This is a genomic window from Rhizobium sp. PDO1-076 (assembly GCF_000247475.1).
Taxonomy (GTDB): domain Bacteria; phylum Pseudomonadota; class Alphaproteobacteria; order Rhizobiales; family Rhizobiaceae; genus Allorhizobium.
This window is the reverse complement of record NZ_AHZC01000419.1, coordinates 1-14,619: the sequence shown is the minus strand read 5'-3', so window position 1 is coordinate 14,619 and position 14,619 is coordinate 1. Positions and strand designations below refer to the sequence as shown.

The following is a 14,619-nucleotide window of genomic DNA, read 5'->3' as shown; positions in this document are numbered from 1 at the left end:
CCGCGCACGTTCGGAAACCCGCCCCGGCGGCGGGTAGCCGTGCGATAGCACCAACGCTTTTGCAGACATGCAAAATCCAAGAAGGGCCGCACACCGCGGTATTAAATAAATGAAGCGTACTTACCAGCCTTCCAAGCTTGTTCGCAAGCGCCGCCACGGTTTCCGTGCGCGTATGGCCACCACTGGCGGCCGCAAAGTTCTGAACGCTCGCCGCGGTCGCGGTCGCGCCAAGCTGTCGGCCTAACGGCCAGGCGCCCGACGAGATGACGGGCTCATGACAGACACAGAACAGAAGAACACTGTCGGGCGGCTGAAAAGCCGCCCCCAGTTCCTCGCCGCCAGAAACGGCGAAAAGCGCAAGGGTCGCCTCATTCTTCTCGAGGTTCTCGACCGAAAAGACAGCGCACCAGCCCGCGTCGGCTTCACCGTAACCAAGAAACATGGCAATGCAGTCGAGCGCAACCGTATGCGCCGCCGGCTAAAAGAGGCCGTGCGACTGAAGGCAGCGTTTGCAATGCAGCCGGGACACGACTATGTCATTGTCGCCCGGCGCGAGGTGCTGAACGCGCCGTTTGATCAGCTCGCAGCGCAACTGACCAACCGCATAGCCAACAGCCAGACGACTAACCTACGGTCTCAGAAGGCCGGTTCCAGGAAAGAATGATGCAAAACAACCGCAATTATTTTGTCGCGATTGCCTTATCCGTCGTGATCGTGCTTGCCTGGCAGTTCTTCTACATGAACCCCCGGATCGAGGCCCAGCGCCAGGCCGAGGAAGTGCGTATCGCCGCTGAGCAAAGCCAGGCCGCGACCCAATCACCAGCAACGACAACGGCCGCCGGTTCGGTCAATGGCGCCCTGCCCGCAGGTGCTGCCGCTGTATCGCCAGAAGCCAGCCGGGAAGCCGCAATCGCCAAATCTGCGCGCGTTGCCATCGATACGCAGGACCTGATCGGCTCGATCAACCTGACCGGCGCCCGCCTCGACGACCTGCGCCTGAAGCAGTATCACGAGACCGTCGACAACAGCAGCCCGATCGTCACGCTGCTCAGCCCGGCTGAGACGACCGATGCCTATTTTGCCGAACTCGGCTACATCGCCGGCGAAAATGCCGGCAGCGCGCCTGGACCGACCACTGTCTGGACCGCGCCTGAAGGTGCGAAGCTGACCCAGGCGACGCCGGTCACGCTTACCTATACCAACGAAGCCGGCCTGACCTTCACCCGGACGATCTCGGTTGACGAACATTACATGTTCACGATCGAGGACACCGTGGCCAATGCGGGTACGACTGCAGCAAGCGTGGCGCCCTACGGCCGCCTGACCCGCTACAACAAGCCGACCACACCTTCGGTCTTCGTTCTGCATGAAGGCTTCCTTGGCGTTCTGGGTGCTGAAAGCAGCCTCTCGGAGCACAAATACAGTGATATCGAAGAGGAAGCCGTCACCAATGCTAAGGCGACCGGCGGCTGGCTCGGCATCACCGACAAGTACTGGGCCTCTTCGCTGATCCCGACGCAGTCCATCCCTTATGAATCGCGCTTCTCGCACTTCACCGATGGCCAGCCGCGCTTCCAGGCCGACTACAAGGGCGATGCGATCAGCGTCCCGGCGGGCCAGAGCACGACGGTCAAGCAGATGGTCTTTGCCGGCGCCAAGCAGGTTCCGGTGATCGAGAGCTACGAGCAGAACCTCAACATCCCCAAGTTCAACCTGATGATCGACTGGGGCTGGTTCTACTTCATCACCAAGCCGATGTTCAAACTGATGGACTTCTTCTACCGTCATGTCGGCAATTTCGGCGTGGCCATCCTGCTGACGACCATCGTCGTCAAGCTCCTGTTCTTCCCGCTGGCCAACAAGCAGTATGCTTCGATGGCCAACATGAAGCGCGTGCAACCGAAGCTCGAAGAGCTGAAGGTCAAGCATGCCGATGACAAGATGGCGCTGCAGCAGGCGATGATGCAGCTCTACAAGACCGAAAAGATCAATCCGGTCGCGGGCTGCTGGCCCGTGCTGCTGCAGATCCCGGTGTTCTTCGCGCTCTACAAGGTCATCTACGTCACCATCGAGATGCGCCATGCGCCGTTCTTCGGCTGGATCCAGGATCTGTCCGCGCCGGACCCGACGAGTTTCGTCAACCTGTTCGGCCTGCTGCCCTTCGAGGCGCCGACCTTCCTGCATCTCGGTATCTGGCCGATCATCATGGGCGTGACCATGTGGGCACAGATGCGCATGAACCCGACGCCTCCGGATCCGACCCAGGCGATGCTGTTCAACTGGATGCCGCTGATCTTCACCTTCATGCTTGGCAGCTTCCCGGCCGGTCTGGTGATCTACTGGGCCTGGAACAACACACTTTCAGTCCTGCAGCAGTCGATCATCATGAAGCGCCACGGCGTCGAGATCGAGTTGTTCAAGACCATCCGAAATGTGTTTCGGCGAAAGCCAGCCGAAACCAAATGATGAAAGATAGCCCCGGTAACAACCGGGGCTTTCTTTTGTGACCTCCCCCTGTGAGCCCGTGATGACTGCCTCAAGCTCTTCGTCTCTATCTGCCGTCCGCCCCTGGCTCGGCATTGCCCTGGTTCTGGGCTCCGCCACCGCTTGGAGCTATGGCGGCGCGATCCAGCGCTTCATCGGCATGACAGACAGCTGGGCGATCGTCTTCTGGCGATGCCTGTTTGGCGGCCTGTTCCTGCTGAGCTTCATGCTGATCCGCGACAAGGCTTCGGGAACCGCAAAGCTCTTCCGGGCAATGGGATGGCCGGGACTGATGATCGCAACCGGCTTTGCGGCTGTGTCGACCTGCTTCGTCCTGGCCGTCAGCATGACGCCGGTTGCCAATGTCGTGCTGTTCATGGCGGCCATTCCGCTGTTTGCAGCCCTGCTCGCGCGGGTGCTGCTCGGCGAACCCATTACCGCGATCACCTGGGGTGCGATCGGCGCCGTGCTTGTCGGCGTGGCGATCATGGTCTCGGCATCGATCGGCGAAGGCGGCTCTCTGCTCGGCCTTGGCCTAGCGGCCTTGATCCCGGTGATCTTCGCGTGCATGACCGTGCTGACGCGGCGTCATCCGGGAATTCGCATGACGCCCGCAGCCTGTCTGGGCTGTTTCGTCGCCTCGGCCATTGCCGCGCCCATGGTCGGCGGCTTTGCCGTGGGCCTGCCGGATCTGGCGCTGCTGTTTGCCTTCGGCGCGTTGAACCTTGGCCTGGGCATGGCGATGTATGTGACCGGCGCCCGGATGATCCCGTCGGCTCTTGCCGCTCTTCTCGGCACAGCAGAGATGATCCTTGCCCCGGTGTGGATGGTTCTGCTGCACGATGAAGTGCCCTCGGCCAGGACGATGATCGGCGGAAGCATCGTGCTTGCGGCACTGTTCACCTATCTAATCGGCCATATGCGCCGCGAACCGGGGCCGCGCGTGCCCTCTGCGTCTTGACTTTGCCGGTCAAAACCCGGATTTCACAGGGCATACGAAAGGCGATCCCATGACAAACAACAATCAAAAGGCCGATCAGCCTCTGTTCGGCCGCCCGTGGATCTTCATCCGTGGCGTTCCGGCAATGAAATTCCTCCCTCCGGAAGGCCCGCTGGAAGTGGCCTTTGCCGGCCGCTCGAATGTCGGCAAGTCATCGCTGATCAACGCGCTGGTGGGACAGAAGGCACTGGCACGCACGTCCAATACCCCGGGCCGTACGCAGGAGCTGAACTATTTCGTTCCGGACGGTTATTCCGGCGCTGCCGACGACATGCCGCCGATGGCGCTGGTCGACATGCCGGGCTATGGCTATGCACAGGCGCCGAAGGAGCAGGTGGATGCCTGGACCAAGCTGGTCTTCGACTACCTGCGCGGACGCGCGACGCTGAAACGCGTCTATGTGCTGATCGATTCCCGCCACGGCATCAAGAAGAACGACGACGAGGTTCTGTCTCTGCTGGATAAGGCCGCGATATCCTATCAGATCGTTCTGACAAAGACGGACAAGATCAAGGAAGCCGGCGTTCCGCGGCTGATTGCCGAGACGCTCGAGAAAATCAAGAAACATCCGGCCGCATTTCCGGAAGTGCTGTCGACCTCATCGGAAAAAGGCAACGGTCTCGACGAATTGCGCGCGGCAATCGCCGAGACCGTCGGCCGGAAATCCTGACGCAAAGATCCCGGCAAAAGGTAAGAAGGGGCCGGTAACGGCTCCTTTTTGTTACATCTTCGGCAGGATGACCGCGTCGACGACGTGAATCACGCCGTTCGACTGCTTGACGTCGGCGATGGTCACGGTCGAGACGCCACCGTTTTCATCGGTCAGCGTGATCTTGCCATCGGTTGCCTTGGCCTTGAGCACGCAGCCGCCAACCGTCTTGACGTCATGGGTGCCGCCATCATCGGCAATCATCTTGCCGATGGCATCCGACATCGCACTCGCTGCCACGACGTGGCAGGTCAGGACTTTTGTCAGTTGCGCCTTGTTCTCCGGCTTCAGAAGTGTGTCAACCGTGCCCGCCGGCAGCTTGGCGAAGGCGTCGTTGGTCGGGGCAAACACGGTGAACGGGCCGGCGCCCGAGAGCGTCTCGACCAGGCCTGCGGCCTTGACCGCAGCGACGAGCGTGGTGTGGTCCTTGGAGTTGACGGCATTCTCGACGATGTTCTTGTCTTCAAACATGGCAGCACCGCCAACCATCGGGTTGGCTGCATAGGCGGCAGCTGTGCCGGCGAGCAGCGCAACGGTGAAAGCGAGCGGGCGAAGCGTGGTCTTGAACATTTCGGTTTCCTCTGTCCTGGTGTTCTCGATCCGGGCAGCTTTTGCCACCGGATGGCGTTGGTTTCCCTCTTGGGGAACACAACAAAGGACGGAGGGGAGTAGATCTAAGTTTCAGGGGTCCTGAAAAAATCTCATTGCCAAGCGCAAGCCATTCAATTGGCTCGCCATTTTTATCCTAGCGAAGAATTTCGCCAGCAGCCACGATCGGGCCTGTCGCCTTGCCGGTCGGCGAACCGCCGAAGGGCTCGACGCTGACAGCAAGCGTGACACCGCCCGTCAACCGGGCGCGCATCTCGTCCGGGATCAGGATCTCGCCCTGGCCGGTCTGTGGCAGCACACCCAGCGATGTGGGGGGCTGCTCGCCCTCCACCAGCCAGAGTTCTAGAGATCTTTCCTCGGCACCGCCATTGGCGACCGGCGTAATGGCCAGACGTCCCGATGCCCCGTCATACTGGGCGACGAGGCTGATGGCGCTGTCCTTGCCGGCGAGTTCGGCCGTCAATTGCTGATCCGGCTTCGGACGCAGCTCACTTGCCCATTGCAACCCGAGAAGAAGGGCGAGCATGCCAATTGCCGCAACGCTCACACCTCGCCAGAGAGGCAAGGAATTCCATATCGCCGCCAATGGTCCGTTCGATGGAAGCACCAGACTAGGCCCGAAGATCCGTCTTTCGATCTCCGCAAATATCGCTGCCGGCGGTGCTTCTTCATCGTAATCGACGTTGAAATGCGCAAGATTGGCCTCCCACCGGCGGACAATGGCAGCGAATTGCCAATCATGACGCAGGCGCGCCTCGACCTGCTGGCGTTCTGACAGGTTCAGGACGCCCAGGACATATTCACCCGCGAGCACTTCGTCGCGTGATCGGTCACCCTTGCTCTGGTCGGGCGTTGCCATCCATGCACTCTCTCAGTTTCAACAGACTGCGTCGCAGCCAGGTGCGCATCGTATTCAACGGAACGGCGAAGCGCTCGGCAAGCTCCTGATAGGACATTCCCTCGACATAGGCCTGGCGAACAGCTTGCGCGCGGTCAGGATCCAATGCTTCCAGACAGCTGTCAATGCGCGCACCTTCCGAACGCAAGATTGCGTGGTGTTCGGGATCTGGCCCGAGATCCGGCAATTCGGTGGCGACATCCAGCTCTACGGTCGGAGGCTTTCGCTGGCGCAACCGATCGATGCAATGATACCTGGCAATCGCTGCAATCCAGGCAAAGGCGTTTGCGCCATCGCCATTGCCGGCATAGCTGCCGGCCTTCTGCCAAATCTTCACGAAGATGTCCTGCAATGCCTCTTCTGCATCGTTCCTGTCTTTCAGGATACGAATACAGATCGCAAAAAGTTTCGCCGAGCAGCGTTGATAGATCAGGGAAAATGCAGCCCGGTCGCGGAGCGACACACGGCCCAGCAAATCGGCAATGTCTTCGCGTTCCATGAATTCCCCATTTAATGCCGAAGCGCCATATAGGGTGGCGGCCGAGCTCGGCAATGCATCGGGAAAAAGAAGCGTGTCATCACACTCTTATATTGCAGGGCAATCATTCCATCCCGGCCGGACTTGCGCTAAAAGGCCGCGATCCCAAAAGAGGTTTTCCCGATGACGGCTTCCGAAAGCGAAATCCAGGCAAGACTGCTGGTGCAGGCTCTTCCCTTCATGCAGCGATATGAAAACAAGACAATCGTCGTGAAATACGGCGGCCATGCCATGGGCAATCCGGAACTGGGCAAGGCATTTGCCGCCGATATCGCGCTTTTGAAGCAGTCGGGCGTCAACCCGATCGTCGTGCATGGCGGCGGCCCGCAGATCGGCGCGATGCTTGCCAAGATGGGCATCGAATCACGCTTCGAGAACGGCCTTCGCGTCACGGACCAGAAAACCGTCGAGATCGTCGAAATGGTTCTGGCCGGCTCGATCAACAAGGAAATCGTCGCGCTGATCAACCAGACCGGCGAATGGGCGATCGGCCTGTGCGGCAAGGACGGCAACATGGTGTTTGCCGAAAAGGCGCAGAAAAAGGTTCGCGATCCCGACAGCAACATCGAACGGGTTCTCGATCTTGGCTTTGTCGGCGAGGTGGTCGAGGTCGACCGCACACTTCTCGACCTGCTCGCGCGCTCGGAAATGATCCCGGTCATCGCGCCGGTGGCACCGGGTCGTGACGGCGCGACCTACAACATCAATGCCGACACCTTTGCCGGTGCGATCGCCGGTGCGCTGAATGCTTCGCGCCTGCTGTTCCTCACCGACGTTCCGGGCGTGCTCGACAAGGACGGCAACCTGATCAAGGAACTGTCGGTCGCCCAGGCACATGAGTTGATCAAGGACGGCACGATTTCCGGCGGCATGATCCCCAAGGTCGAGACCTGCATTGATGCTATCAAGGCCGGCGTGCAGGGCGTGGTCATCCTGAACGGCAAGACGGCGCATTCCGTGCTGCTCGAACTGTTCACCGAAGCCGGTGCCGGCACGCTGCTCGTTCCCTAAACGTCAGGCAACCAGAAGCAGGAGAACGCCGGCGACGATCAGAATGCAGCCGGCGATCTCCAGACGGTTGATCTTCTCCTTGAAGACGAGAACCGAAGACGCGAAGGTGAAGAGCATTTCCACCTGCGCGACCGCCTTGACGACAGCGACCTGCTGCAGGGTCATGGCGATGAACCAGCCGAACGATGCGGTTGCCCCGACAAATCCGACCAGAACACTGGTTTTCCAGGCAGCGCGGATGCGCGACAATTCCTGCGGCTCGCGCCAGAGCATCCACACCAGCATGGCCAGTGTCTGGATGACGATGACGACCGCCAGCGTGAAGCTCGCCTGCATGATTGAATCGGGAGCCGGCAGGCTGGGTTCCAGCGAGAGCGATGCGGCACGGTAGGAAATGCCTGACATGCCGAAAAAGAAGCCGGAGGTCAGACCGATGATCGCGGTGCGGCTGCCGAGCGAGGTGACCAGCGACTTCAGGGTGAATTCGGTCCGAGCGACGGAGATCAACATCACGCCGAGGATCGACACGCCAATCGCGCCGACCACCGAAAGCCTGACCGTCTCACCGAACAGGATAAGCGCGATCAATGCGGCCTGGGCTGGCTCCGTTCGCGAGTAGGCAGTGCCGACCGCGAAATTGCGGAACGAAAACAGGTGGACGAGCAGAAAGGTCGCGGCGATCTGGGCCAAGGCTCCGAGCATGGCCCAGACGGCGAAATGGCCATCCGGCACCGGTAGTGGACGGCCGAAGGCAAAATGCAGCAGGCCGAGATAGACAAACGCAAATGGCAGGCCGAAGCCGAAGCGCACGAAGGTTGCGCCCGTCGTCCCCATCCTGCCCTTGAGATGTTTCTGGAGTGCCGACCGCATGTTCTGCAGGAAGGCGCTGCCGAAGGTGATGATTGCCCAGAATTCCATGATGCGGCGTTAACACAGTCCTGCACGGTACGCCAAGGGCTGGCAGCGAGTGCTTCAACGGCAGTTCCCTTTCAGCCCGTTGCATGGCAGAGATAGATCCCATGAACACACCTGCAAAGCTCCCCTCGCCCGCTGATTTCGCCCATGTTCGCGACTGGGTCTTCGACCTCGACAACACGCTCTATCCGCACCACGTCGATCTCTTCGCGCAGATCGACAGGAACATGGCGGCATTTGTCGCTGAACTTCTGCAACTGGAGCCGGCCGAGGCCAAGCTGCTGCAGAAGCGATACTATCAGGAGCATGGCACGACACTGGCTGGCCTGATGCTGCATCACAATGTGGATCCGAACGCATTTCTGGAGCGGGCGCATGCGATCGACTATTCGGCACTGCTGCCGGATGTTGCGCTCGGTGAGGCGATCAAGCAATTGCCGGGTCGCAAGTTCATCTTCACCAACGGCACAGTGGCGCATGCGCAGGCCGCGGCCAGGGCGCTTGGCATTCTCGACCATTTCGACGACATTTTCGACATCGTCGCGGCGGACTACCAGCCGAAGCCGGCGGGTGCGACCTATGACAAGTTTGCCAGCCTGAACCGGATCGACACGGAAAAGGCAGCGATGTTCGAGGATCTGCCGCGCAATCTTCTCGTCCCGAAGGCACTGGGCATGAAGACTGTGCTTCTGGTGCCACGCAATCTCGGCACGGCCATCCTGGAGACCTGGGAACGGGTCGACCATATCGATCCCGACAGCGTCGACTACATCACCGACGATCTGGCCGGCTTCCTGGAGCGGCTTTTGCCGATTGCCGGTTGAAGAAAGTCAAAGCTTACCAAAGTTTCATCCAGCTTACCGATGTTTAAGTAGGATGGGCAACATGGCACCGGTAGGGTTTCCTGACTGAAACAGGCCCCCGAAAGGACCATAAGATGACAAGTAAGTTCTTCACTTTGGCAGCCGTTGCAGGCTCATTGCTGATCGGAACCTCGGCCAGCGCCGTACTTGCACAGGATCGCGATGGTCGTCGCGGACCTCCGGGCGGCCGTGAAGTGATGTTCGTCCGGATGTTGCAGCAGTTCGACACCAACAAGGACGGCAAGATTGCCAAGGACGAGGCAAAGGCTGCGGGCGAAACCCTGTTTGTCTCGATCGATGCCGACAAGGACGGCGCGATCACTCCGGGCGAATTCCGCAAGCACCGCGACGCGATGCGCGAACAATTCAAGGCCGATCTGAAGGCAAATGCCGCGTCGGATGAAGAGGATGCCGACGAAGTCGCGCCGCCGCCGCCAGGTGGACCCGGAGACGAACAGGCCCAGGATGATAGTCGCGGACCTGATGGCAAGCCGCATCACGGCAAGCATCATGATGGCAAACGCCACGGCGGACGTGACATGGCCGACCGTGACGGACACCGCGGCCACGGCGAACGCGGTCCGGGCAGGATGATCCGCGTTGCCGATACCGACGAGAACGGTCAGATCAATCAGGCGGAAGCCATGGCGATGATCGACAAGATGTTCGAGCGGGCGGACCGCAACAAGGACGGCGTCATTTCGGTCGACGACATGCCCAAGCGTCCGATGTGGATGATGCGCTAAACCACACAGACATAAAAATGCCGGCGGCCCCTTACGGGGCCGCTTCTTCGTTCAGGTCGTAAAAATCGGCGACGATGCGCCAGGCGTCTTCCGCCGTCTCGGCAAATTGCAGGAGGTTCAGATCCTCCGGGGCAATGGTGCCGAATTCCGCCAGCCCATCGAAATTGATCATGCCGTGCCAGAAGCTCTTGGAAAACAGGATCAGCGGGATCGGCGCCATGCGCTTCGTCTGGATCAGCGTTACAGCCTCAAAAAACTCGTCCAGCGTGCCGAAACCACCGGGGAAGATTGCAATCGCCTTGGCCCGCATGAGGAAATGCATCTTGCGAATGGCAAAATAGTGGAAGTTGAAGCTGAGTTCCGGCGTGACATAGGGATTGGGAGCCTGCTCGTGTGGAAGCACGATGTTGAGACCCACGGAAGGAGCGCCGACCTCGGATGCGCCGCGATTACCGGCTTCCATGACGCCCGGCCCTCCGCCAGTCACCACCACATATTCCTGATAGGTGCTGCGGGCGGAAAATTCCGAGCAAAGACGGGCGAATTTGCGCGCCTCCTCGTAATAGACGGAGGCTGCTTCGAGATTTTGCTTCTGCAGCGCATTGCGCGCAGCCCAGGCGCTTTGTCCCGGCGCCGGGATCCGGGCGCCGCCGAACATGACGACCGTCGACTTGATGTTTCGCTCTGTGAGGATCATCTCCGTCTTCAGAAGTTCCAACTGCAGGCGTATCGGCCGGAGTTCCTCGCGGCAGAGGAAATCATTGTCGGCATAGGCAAGCCGATATGAGGGAGATTCCGATTGCGGGGTGCGAGGTACGACCTCTGCGCTGCGGCGATCCGCCTTGCTGTCCTTGAGCGGGTCCCAGACCCCGTCATTGCGCCGATGCCGGCCATTTTTAAGCTTTGCCATTCCGTATCCTTCCATGCAGAAACGTAGGGCGTCCCTGGCTGTTTCCAACCGCCGTTGAATGCGGTAGAGCAATTCGCCAGTTTCCGATCGATCCCGATCGTTTCCATCGCCAAGATTAGCCAAGGAAGTTTAAGGAATTCAGATGAGCGCACTCGATCTCACCAGTCTCGAACATGTCATCGACGCGGCTTTCGACAACCGTGACACCGTATCGACCGGTACAAAAGGCGAGATCCGTGACGCCGTGGACGAGGCGCTGAACCTGCTCGACAGCGGCAAGGCGCGGGTCGCCACCCGTGGCGACGACGGCAACTGGACGGTTCACCAGTGGCTGAAGAAGGCCGTGCTCCTGTCCTTCCGCCTCAACGACATGGACGTGGTCAAGGGTGGTCCGGGTGCGTCGACCTGGTGGGACAAGGTACCTTCGAAGTTCGAAGGCTGGGGCGAAAGCGAATTCCGCGCTGCCGGCTTCCGCGCCGTGCCGAATGCGGTTGTGCGCCGTTCGGCCTATATCGCGCCGAATGCCATCCTGATGCCGTCCTTCGTCAACCTCGGCGCCTATGTCGGCGAAGGCACGATGGTCGACACCTGGGCCACCGTCGGCTCCTGCGCCCAGATCGGCAGCCATGTGCATCTCTCCGGCGGCGTCGGCATCGGCGGCGTGCTGGAGCCGATGCAGGCCGGCCCGACGATCATCGAGGACAATTGTTTCATCGGCGCCCGCTCGGAAGTGGTCGAAGGCTGCATCGTGCGCGAAGGTTCCGTGCTCGGCATGGGCGTGTTCATCGGCAAGTCGACCAAGATCGTCGACCGCGCCACCGGTGAAGTGACCTATGGCGAAGTACCACCCTATTCTGTCGTGGTCGCGGGTTCGATGGGCAGCGGCAATGTCATGCCCAATGGCTTAGTCGCGCCGAACCTCTACTGCGCCGTGATCGTCAAGCGCGTCGATGCCAAGACACGCTCCAAGACCGGCATCAACGAATTGTTGCGCGACTGAGCGCCCCAACCCGCCGGGACACCAGACCCCGGCGTCTTCCGTGAGGCGGCCCGCGACACTTACGCGTCGCTGCGGCGGATGACAGCGTTTCGTGCATGGGCTAAGTCTAGGCCATGCTCTTCCCGCGCCGATGCGCCATCACTATTCATTGGTCGTCATGATCGCTACAAATCCCGTCGATGTCCTGCAGGCCCTCATCCGCTGCCCGTCTGTCACGCCTGCAGAGGGTGGCGCGCTCGGCGTCATCGAGACACTGCTGCGGCCGCTCGGTTTTCATGTGGATCGCATGATGCATTCTGATACCGGCACGCCCGACATCGAAAATCTCTATGCCCGGACCGGCGCAAGCGGACCGCATCTGATGTTTGCCGGCCATAGCGACGTCGTGCCAGTCGGCCAAGCCGCCGACTGGTCGCATGGTCCGTTTGCCGGCGAGATTGCCGAAGGCATGCTCTATGGCCGTGGAGCTGTCGACATGAAGGGTGGCATAGCCTGCTTCATCGCCGCCTATGCCCGCCTGCTCGAAGAAAAAGGCGCACCACAGGGTTCCGTCTCGCTGCTGATCACCGGTGACGAGGAAGGTCCTGCGGTGAACGGGACGATCAAGCTGCTGCAATGGGCGGCCGGCCGCGGCGAGCGCTGGGATGCCTGCCTGGTCGGCGAACCGACCAATCCGAACCAGCTTGGCGACATGATCAAGATCGGCCGACGCGGTTCGGTTTCCGGCACAGTCACTGTGCGCGGCGTGCAGGGCCATGCAGCCTATCCGCATCTCGCCGACAATCCCGTGCGCGGCGCCCTGCGCTTTGCCGAGAGCCTGATGACCCCGGCCTTCGACGAAGGCTCGGACAATTTCCAGCCGTCCAATCTTGAGGTGACCACGATCGATGTCGGCAATCCGGCAACCAATGTGATTCCGGCTTCGGCGAGCTTCAAGTTCAATATCCGCTTCAACGATCGCTGGACCGCGGAGACGGTGCAGGCGGAGATCCTGCGTCGGCTCGATGCGGCGGCAACCGACGAAAGCCTGCGGCCAGGCCGTGGCCCCATGACCTATGAAATGGCGTGGTCAGAGCGGCCGAGCCATGTCTTCCTGACGCGCAGCAACAGTCTGATCGCCTCGCTGTCCAGCTCGATCGAAACCGTCACCGGTCGCACGCCGTCGCTGTCGACGACAGGCGGCACGTCGGATGCCCGCTTCATCAAGGATTATTGCCCGGTGGTGGAATTCGGGCTTGTCGGGCAGACCATGCATATGGTCGACGAACGCGTGGCGGTCAGCGATCTCGAGACGCTGACAGTGATCTACAAGACCTTCATCGAACAATGGTTCGCTCATGCCGACGCTTAAAGAGGTCGAGTTCTATCTGATGGGGCTCTGGTTGCTGTTCAGGAAGGATGCAGCCGGCTTCACCTATCTCGATCTCTCGGACCGTGGCGCCCTGCGTTCGTTCTGGGCCATTGCTTGGGCACTGCCCGCCATCCTGGTGTCGTTCATCTGGTGGCAGATGCTGTTTGTCGGCACTTTGCCGGAGGGCGTCGGCGTCGGTGGCCTCTTCTATTTCCGGCTGGTGATGGTCGAGGCGATGAACTGGGTCCTGCCCGTCATCCTCGTCGGCATTCTCTGCTGGATGATCGGGATCGGAGAGAAGTTCGCATCGATCGTGGTGGCCGCCAACTGGCTTTCCCTGCCAGTGTCCTATTCCTATGCCGTGCTGGTGCTGGTGATGATGCTGATCCCGGCACTCAGCGGGCTTATTGCGCTGCTCTGGTTCCTGCTGATGCTGACCTTGATCGCCGTGCTGTTCCGCATCCTGTGGATGATCATCGGCGATCATATTCTGACCGTGGCCACTGTGACCATGGTGTTGCTGGTTCCATCCATGCTGATTGCCGAGATGCTGGAACGTTATCTCGGGGTCTATCCCGGCTGATGGCGAAACCTTTGTACGAGTGACATGTCAGCTGTCAAAGGCCTGCATCACTCGTCGCCCGGATAATCGACTTTCATGAAAAACAGGCCCTCGGGCGGGGCGACGGGGCCGCATGCAGCACGATTTCGGGATTCAAGGGCGGCGCGCACATCCTCGGGCGTCATCTTGCCTTCGCCTGCCAGCTTCAGCGTGCCGGCAAAGGAACGGATCTGATTGTGCAGGAAACTCTGGGCTGTTGCCCGGATCTCGATCAGGTCGCCCGTGCGGCTGACATCAAGACGATCCAGCGTGCGCATCGGGCTTTTGGCCTGACAATGCACCGAGCGGAACGTGGTGAAGTCGTGATGGCCGACCAACTGCTGCGCCGCCTCGTGCATGGCCAGATGATCCAGTGGCTTGGGCACCCACCAGGCGCGCTGCGCTTCCAAAGCCAATCGTGCGGGCCGCGAAATGATGCGGTAGAGATAATGACGGCGCAGGGCCGAGAAGCGGGCATCGAAGTCATCCGGAACAGCCCTGACTTCAATGACAGCGACGCGCTCGCCCGCCAGTCCCAAATGGGCGTTTAACGCGTTGCGCAGTTTGTCCGGGACCCAATCGCGCGACAGATCGGCATGAACCACCTGACCCAAGGCATGAACGCCGGAATCGGTGCGGCCGGCGCCGCGGATCACCACCGTCTCGCCGCTGAGGGCGAGGATGGCCTTTTCGAGGGCGCTCTGGACCGACGCACCGTTGTCCTGGCGCTGCCAGCCGACATAGGGGGTGCCGTCATATTCGACACACAAGCGAAAGCGCGGCATCAGGCGATCACCGTACCCGGCGGCAGTGGTGTTCCGCGCAGGAAATCCTCGACTGACAGTGGCTTGCCGCCAGCCTTCTGCAAGCGGACAAGCCGAACGGCACCCACACCGCAGGCTATACCCAAGGGCTCGTCAAGGACTGTGCCAGGCAGGGCCCTGACGCCGTCAGGCTGGGCCAGTTCGGATGCAAGCAGCTTGA

Annotated in this window: 17 protein-coding genes and 1 pseudogene; 11 read left to right on the top strand and 7 right to left on the bottom strand. The window is 60.6% G+C overall.

Translation table 11 applies throughout. From position 1 onward, the window contains the following. The first annotated feature begins 109 nt into the window (after positions 1-109). The 5 genes from rpmH (at position 110) to yihA (ending at position 4,154) form a co-directional block, all read left to right on the top strand. Positions 110-244, top strand: a complete 135-nt coding sequence (rpmH, locus tag PDO_RS23530; protein ID WP_037075269.1) for a 50S ribosomal protein L34 — start codon at positions 110-112, stop codon at positions 242-244. A 30-nt stretch (positions 245-274) separates the two neighbouring features. Then, positions 275-664 (top strand): ribonuclease P protein component, encoded by a 390-nt coding sequence (gene rnpA / locus PDO_RS23525; RefSeq protein ID WP_007607737.1) that lies wholly within the window; start codon positions 275-277, stop codon positions 662-664. Then, positions 664-2,466 (top strand): membrane protein insertase YidC, encoded by a 1,803-nt coding sequence (gene yidC / locus PDO_RS23520; RefSeq protein ID WP_007607736.1) that lies wholly within the window; start codon positions 664-666, stop codon positions 2,464-2,466. The genes rnpA and yidC overlap by 1 nt, the downstream gene beginning before the upstream one ends. 61 nt (positions 2,467-2,527) lie before the next feature. Beyond that, positions 2,528-3,445 carry a DMT family transporter gene (locus tag PDO_RS23515; RefSeq protein WP_007607735.1) on the top strand — a complete coding sequence of 306 codons (918 nt, stop codon included), beginning with the start codon at positions 2,528-2,530 and terminating at the stop codon, positions 3,443-3,445. Between the two features lie 49 nt (positions 3,446-3,494). Next, on the top strand, positions 3,495-4,154 hold the full coding sequence (gene yihA / locus PDO_RS23510; protein ID WP_007607734.1) for a ribosome biogenesis GTP-binding protein YihA/YsxC: 660 nt from the start codon (positions 3,495-3,497) through the stop codon (positions 4,152-4,154). Between the two features lie 51 nt (positions 4,155-4,205). On the opposite strand, the gene PDO_RS23505 is transcribed toward yihA, so the two are convergent. The 3 genes from PDO_RS23505 to PDO_RS23495 all read right to left on the bottom strand — a co-directional run bounded on the left by PDO_RS23505 (position 4,206) and on the right by PDO_RS23495 (position 6,199). Continuing rightward, a complete protein-coding gene (locus PDO_RS23505; RefSeq protein WP_007607733.1) occupies positions 4,206-4,763 on the bottom strand; it encodes a fasciclin domain-containing protein in 558 nt (185 codons plus the stop codon). A gap of 175 nt (positions 4,764-4,938) precedes the next feature. Next, entirely contained in the window at positions 4,939-5,661 is a 723-nt protein-coding gene (locus PDO_RS23500) for an anti-sigma factor (RefSeq protein WP_007607731.1), read from the bottom strand. Then, positions 5,633-6,199 (bottom strand): sigma-70 family RNA polymerase sigma factor, encoded by a 567-nt coding sequence (locus PDO_RS23495; protein ID WP_007607729.1) that lies wholly within the window; start codon positions 6,197-6,199, stop codon positions 5,633-5,635. Before PDO_RS23495 ends, PDO_RS23500 begins: the two co-directional genes overlap by 29 nt. A gap of 162 nt (positions 6,200-6,361) precedes the next feature. On the opposite strand from PDO_RS23495, the gene argB reads away from it, so the two are divergent. Then, positions 6,362-7,249, top strand: coding sequence for an acetylglutamate kinase (gene argB / locus PDO_RS23490; protein ID WP_007607726.1), 888 nt, complete (start codon positions 6,362-6,364; stop codon positions 7,247-7,249). Between the two features lie 3 nt (positions 7,250-7,252). Here argB and PDO_RS23485 read toward each other — a convergent pair whose 3' ends face one another. Then, positions 7,253-8,167 carry a DMT family transporter gene (locus PDO_RS23485; RefSeq protein ID WP_007607723.1) on the bottom strand — a complete coding sequence of 305 codons (915 nt, stop codon included), beginning with the start codon at positions 8,165-8,167 and terminating at the stop codon, positions 7,253-7,255. Between the two features lie 101 nt (positions 8,168-8,268). Here PDO_RS23485 and PDO_RS23480 point away from each other — a divergent pair, with 101 nt between their 5' ends. Further along, complete coding sequence (locus PDO_RS23480; RefSeq protein ID WP_007607720.1) at positions 8,269-8,988, top strand: pyrimidine 5'-nucleotidase; 720 nt, start codon at positions 8,269-8,271, stop codon at positions 8,986-8,988. A gap of 113 nt (positions 8,989-9,101) precedes the next feature. Next, positions 9,102-9,773 (top strand): EF-hand domain-containing protein, encoded by a 672-nt coding sequence (locus PDO_RS23475; protein WP_007607718.1) that lies wholly within the window; start codon positions 9,102-9,104, stop codon positions 9,771-9,773. A 31-nt stretch (positions 9,774-9,804) separates the two neighbouring features. Here PDO_RS23475 and PDO_RS23470 read toward each other — a convergent pair whose 3' ends face one another. Then, entirely contained in the window at positions 9,805-10,683 is an 879-nt protein-coding gene (locus PDO_RS23470) for an LOG family protein (RefSeq protein ID WP_007607716.1), read from the bottom strand. 142 nt (positions 10,684-10,825) lie between these two features. On the opposite strand from PDO_RS23470, the gene dapD reads away from it, so the two are divergent. From dapD to PDO_RS23455, 3 genes are all read left to right on the top strand, one after another. Next, positions 10,826-11,683, top strand: coding sequence for a 2,3,4,5-tetrahydropyridine-2,6-dicarboxylate N-succinyltransferase (dapD, locus tag PDO_RS23465; protein ID WP_007607714.1), 858 nt, complete (start codon positions 10,826-10,828; stop codon positions 11,681-11,683). A gap of 157 nt (positions 11,684-11,840) precedes the next feature. Continuing rightward, positions 11,841-13,034 (top strand): succinyl-diaminopimelate desuccinylase, encoded by a 1,194-nt coding sequence (gene dapE, locus PDO_RS23460; RefSeq protein ID WP_037075282.1) that lies wholly within the window; start codon positions 11,841-11,843, stop codon positions 13,032-13,034. Continuing rightward, positions 13,021-13,617: a hypothetical protein gene (locus PDO_RS23455; protein WP_007607711.1), complete on the top strand. Its 597-nt coding sequence runs from the start codon at positions 13,021-13,023 to the stop codon at positions 13,615-13,617. The genes dapE and PDO_RS23455 overlap by 14 nt, the downstream gene beginning before the upstream one ends. Positions 13,618-13,664: 47 nt before the next feature. On the opposite strand, the gene truA is transcribed toward PDO_RS23455, so the two are convergent. Then, positions 13,665-14,420, bottom strand: a complete 756-nt coding sequence (gene truA / locus PDO_RS23450) for a tRNA pseudouridine(38-40) synthase TruA (RefSeq protein WP_007607707.1) — start codon at positions 14,418-14,420, stop codon at positions 13,665-13,667. Beyond that, positions 14,420-14,619 (bottom strand): annotated as a pseudogene (locus tag PDO_RS23445) (methionyl-tRNA formyltransferase); the annotation flags it as partial. The pseudogene PDO_RS23445 and the gene truA, both read right to left, overlap by 1 nt.

Excerpts from the sequence above, each read along its gene's own strand:
- rpmH (WP_037075269.1), top strand. The coding sequence starts at position 110 with ATGAAGCGTACTTACCAGCCTTCCAAGCTTGTTCGCAAGCGCCGCCAC.
- rnpA (WP_007607737.1), top strand. The coding sequence starts at position 275 with ATGACAGACACAGAACAGAAGAACACTGTCGGGCGGCTGAAAAGCCGC.
- yidC (WP_007607736.1), top strand. The coding sequence starts at position 664 with ATGCAAAACAACCGCAATTATTTTGTCGCGATTGCCTTATCCGTCGTG.
- PDO_RS23515 (WP_007607735.1), top strand. The coding sequence starts at position 2,528 with ATGACTGCCTCAAGCTCTTCGTCTCTATCTGCCGTCCGCCCCTGGCTC.
- yihA (WP_007607734.1), top strand. The coding sequence starts at position 3,495 with ATGACAAACAACAATCAAAAGGCCGATCAGCCTCTGTTCGGCCGCCCG.
- PDO_RS23505 (WP_007607733.1), bottom strand. The coding sequence starts at position 4,763 with ATGTTCAAGACCACGCTTCGCCCGCTCGCTTTCACCGTTGCGCTGCTC.
- PDO_RS23500 (WP_007607731.1), bottom strand. The coding sequence starts at position 5,661 with ATGGCAACGCCCGACCAGAGCAAGGGTGACCGATCACGCGACGAAGTG.
- PDO_RS23495 (WP_007607729.1), bottom strand. The coding sequence starts at position 6,199 with ATGGAACGCGAAGACATTGCCGATTTGCTGGGCCGTGTGTCGCTCCGC.
- argB (WP_007607726.1), top strand. The coding sequence starts at position 6,362 with ATGACGGCTTCCGAAAGCGAAATCCAGGCAAGACTGCTGGTGCAGGCT.
- PDO_RS23485 (WP_007607723.1), bottom strand. The coding sequence starts at position 8,167 with ATGGAATTCTGGGCAATCATCACCTTCGGCAGCGCCTTCCTGCAGAAC.
- PDO_RS23480 (WP_007607720.1), top strand. The coding sequence starts at position 8,269 with ATGAACACACCTGCAAAGCTCCCCTCGCCCGCTGATTTCGCCCATGTT.
- PDO_RS23475 (WP_007607718.1), top strand. The coding sequence starts at position 9,102 with ATGACAAGTAAGTTCTTCACTTTGGCAGCCGTTGCAGGCTCATTGCTG.
- PDO_RS23470 (WP_007607716.1), bottom strand. The coding sequence starts at position 10,683 with ATGGCAAAGCTTAAAAATGGCCGGCATCGGCGCAATGACGGGGTCTGG.
- dapD (WP_007607714.1), top strand. The coding sequence starts at position 10,826 with ATGAGCGCACTCGATCTCACCAGTCTCGAACATGTCATCGACGCGGCT.
- dapE (WP_037075282.1), top strand. The coding sequence starts at position 11,841 with ATGATCGCTACAAATCCCGTCGATGTCCTGCAGGCCCTCATCCGCTGC.
- PDO_RS23455 (WP_007607711.1), top strand. The coding sequence starts at position 13,021 with ATGCCGACGCTTAAAGAGGTCGAGTTCTATCTGATGGGGCTCTGGTTG.
- truA (WP_007607707.1), bottom strand. The coding sequence starts at position 14,420 with ATGCCGCGCTTTCGCTTGTGTGTCGAATATGACGGCACCCCCTATGTC.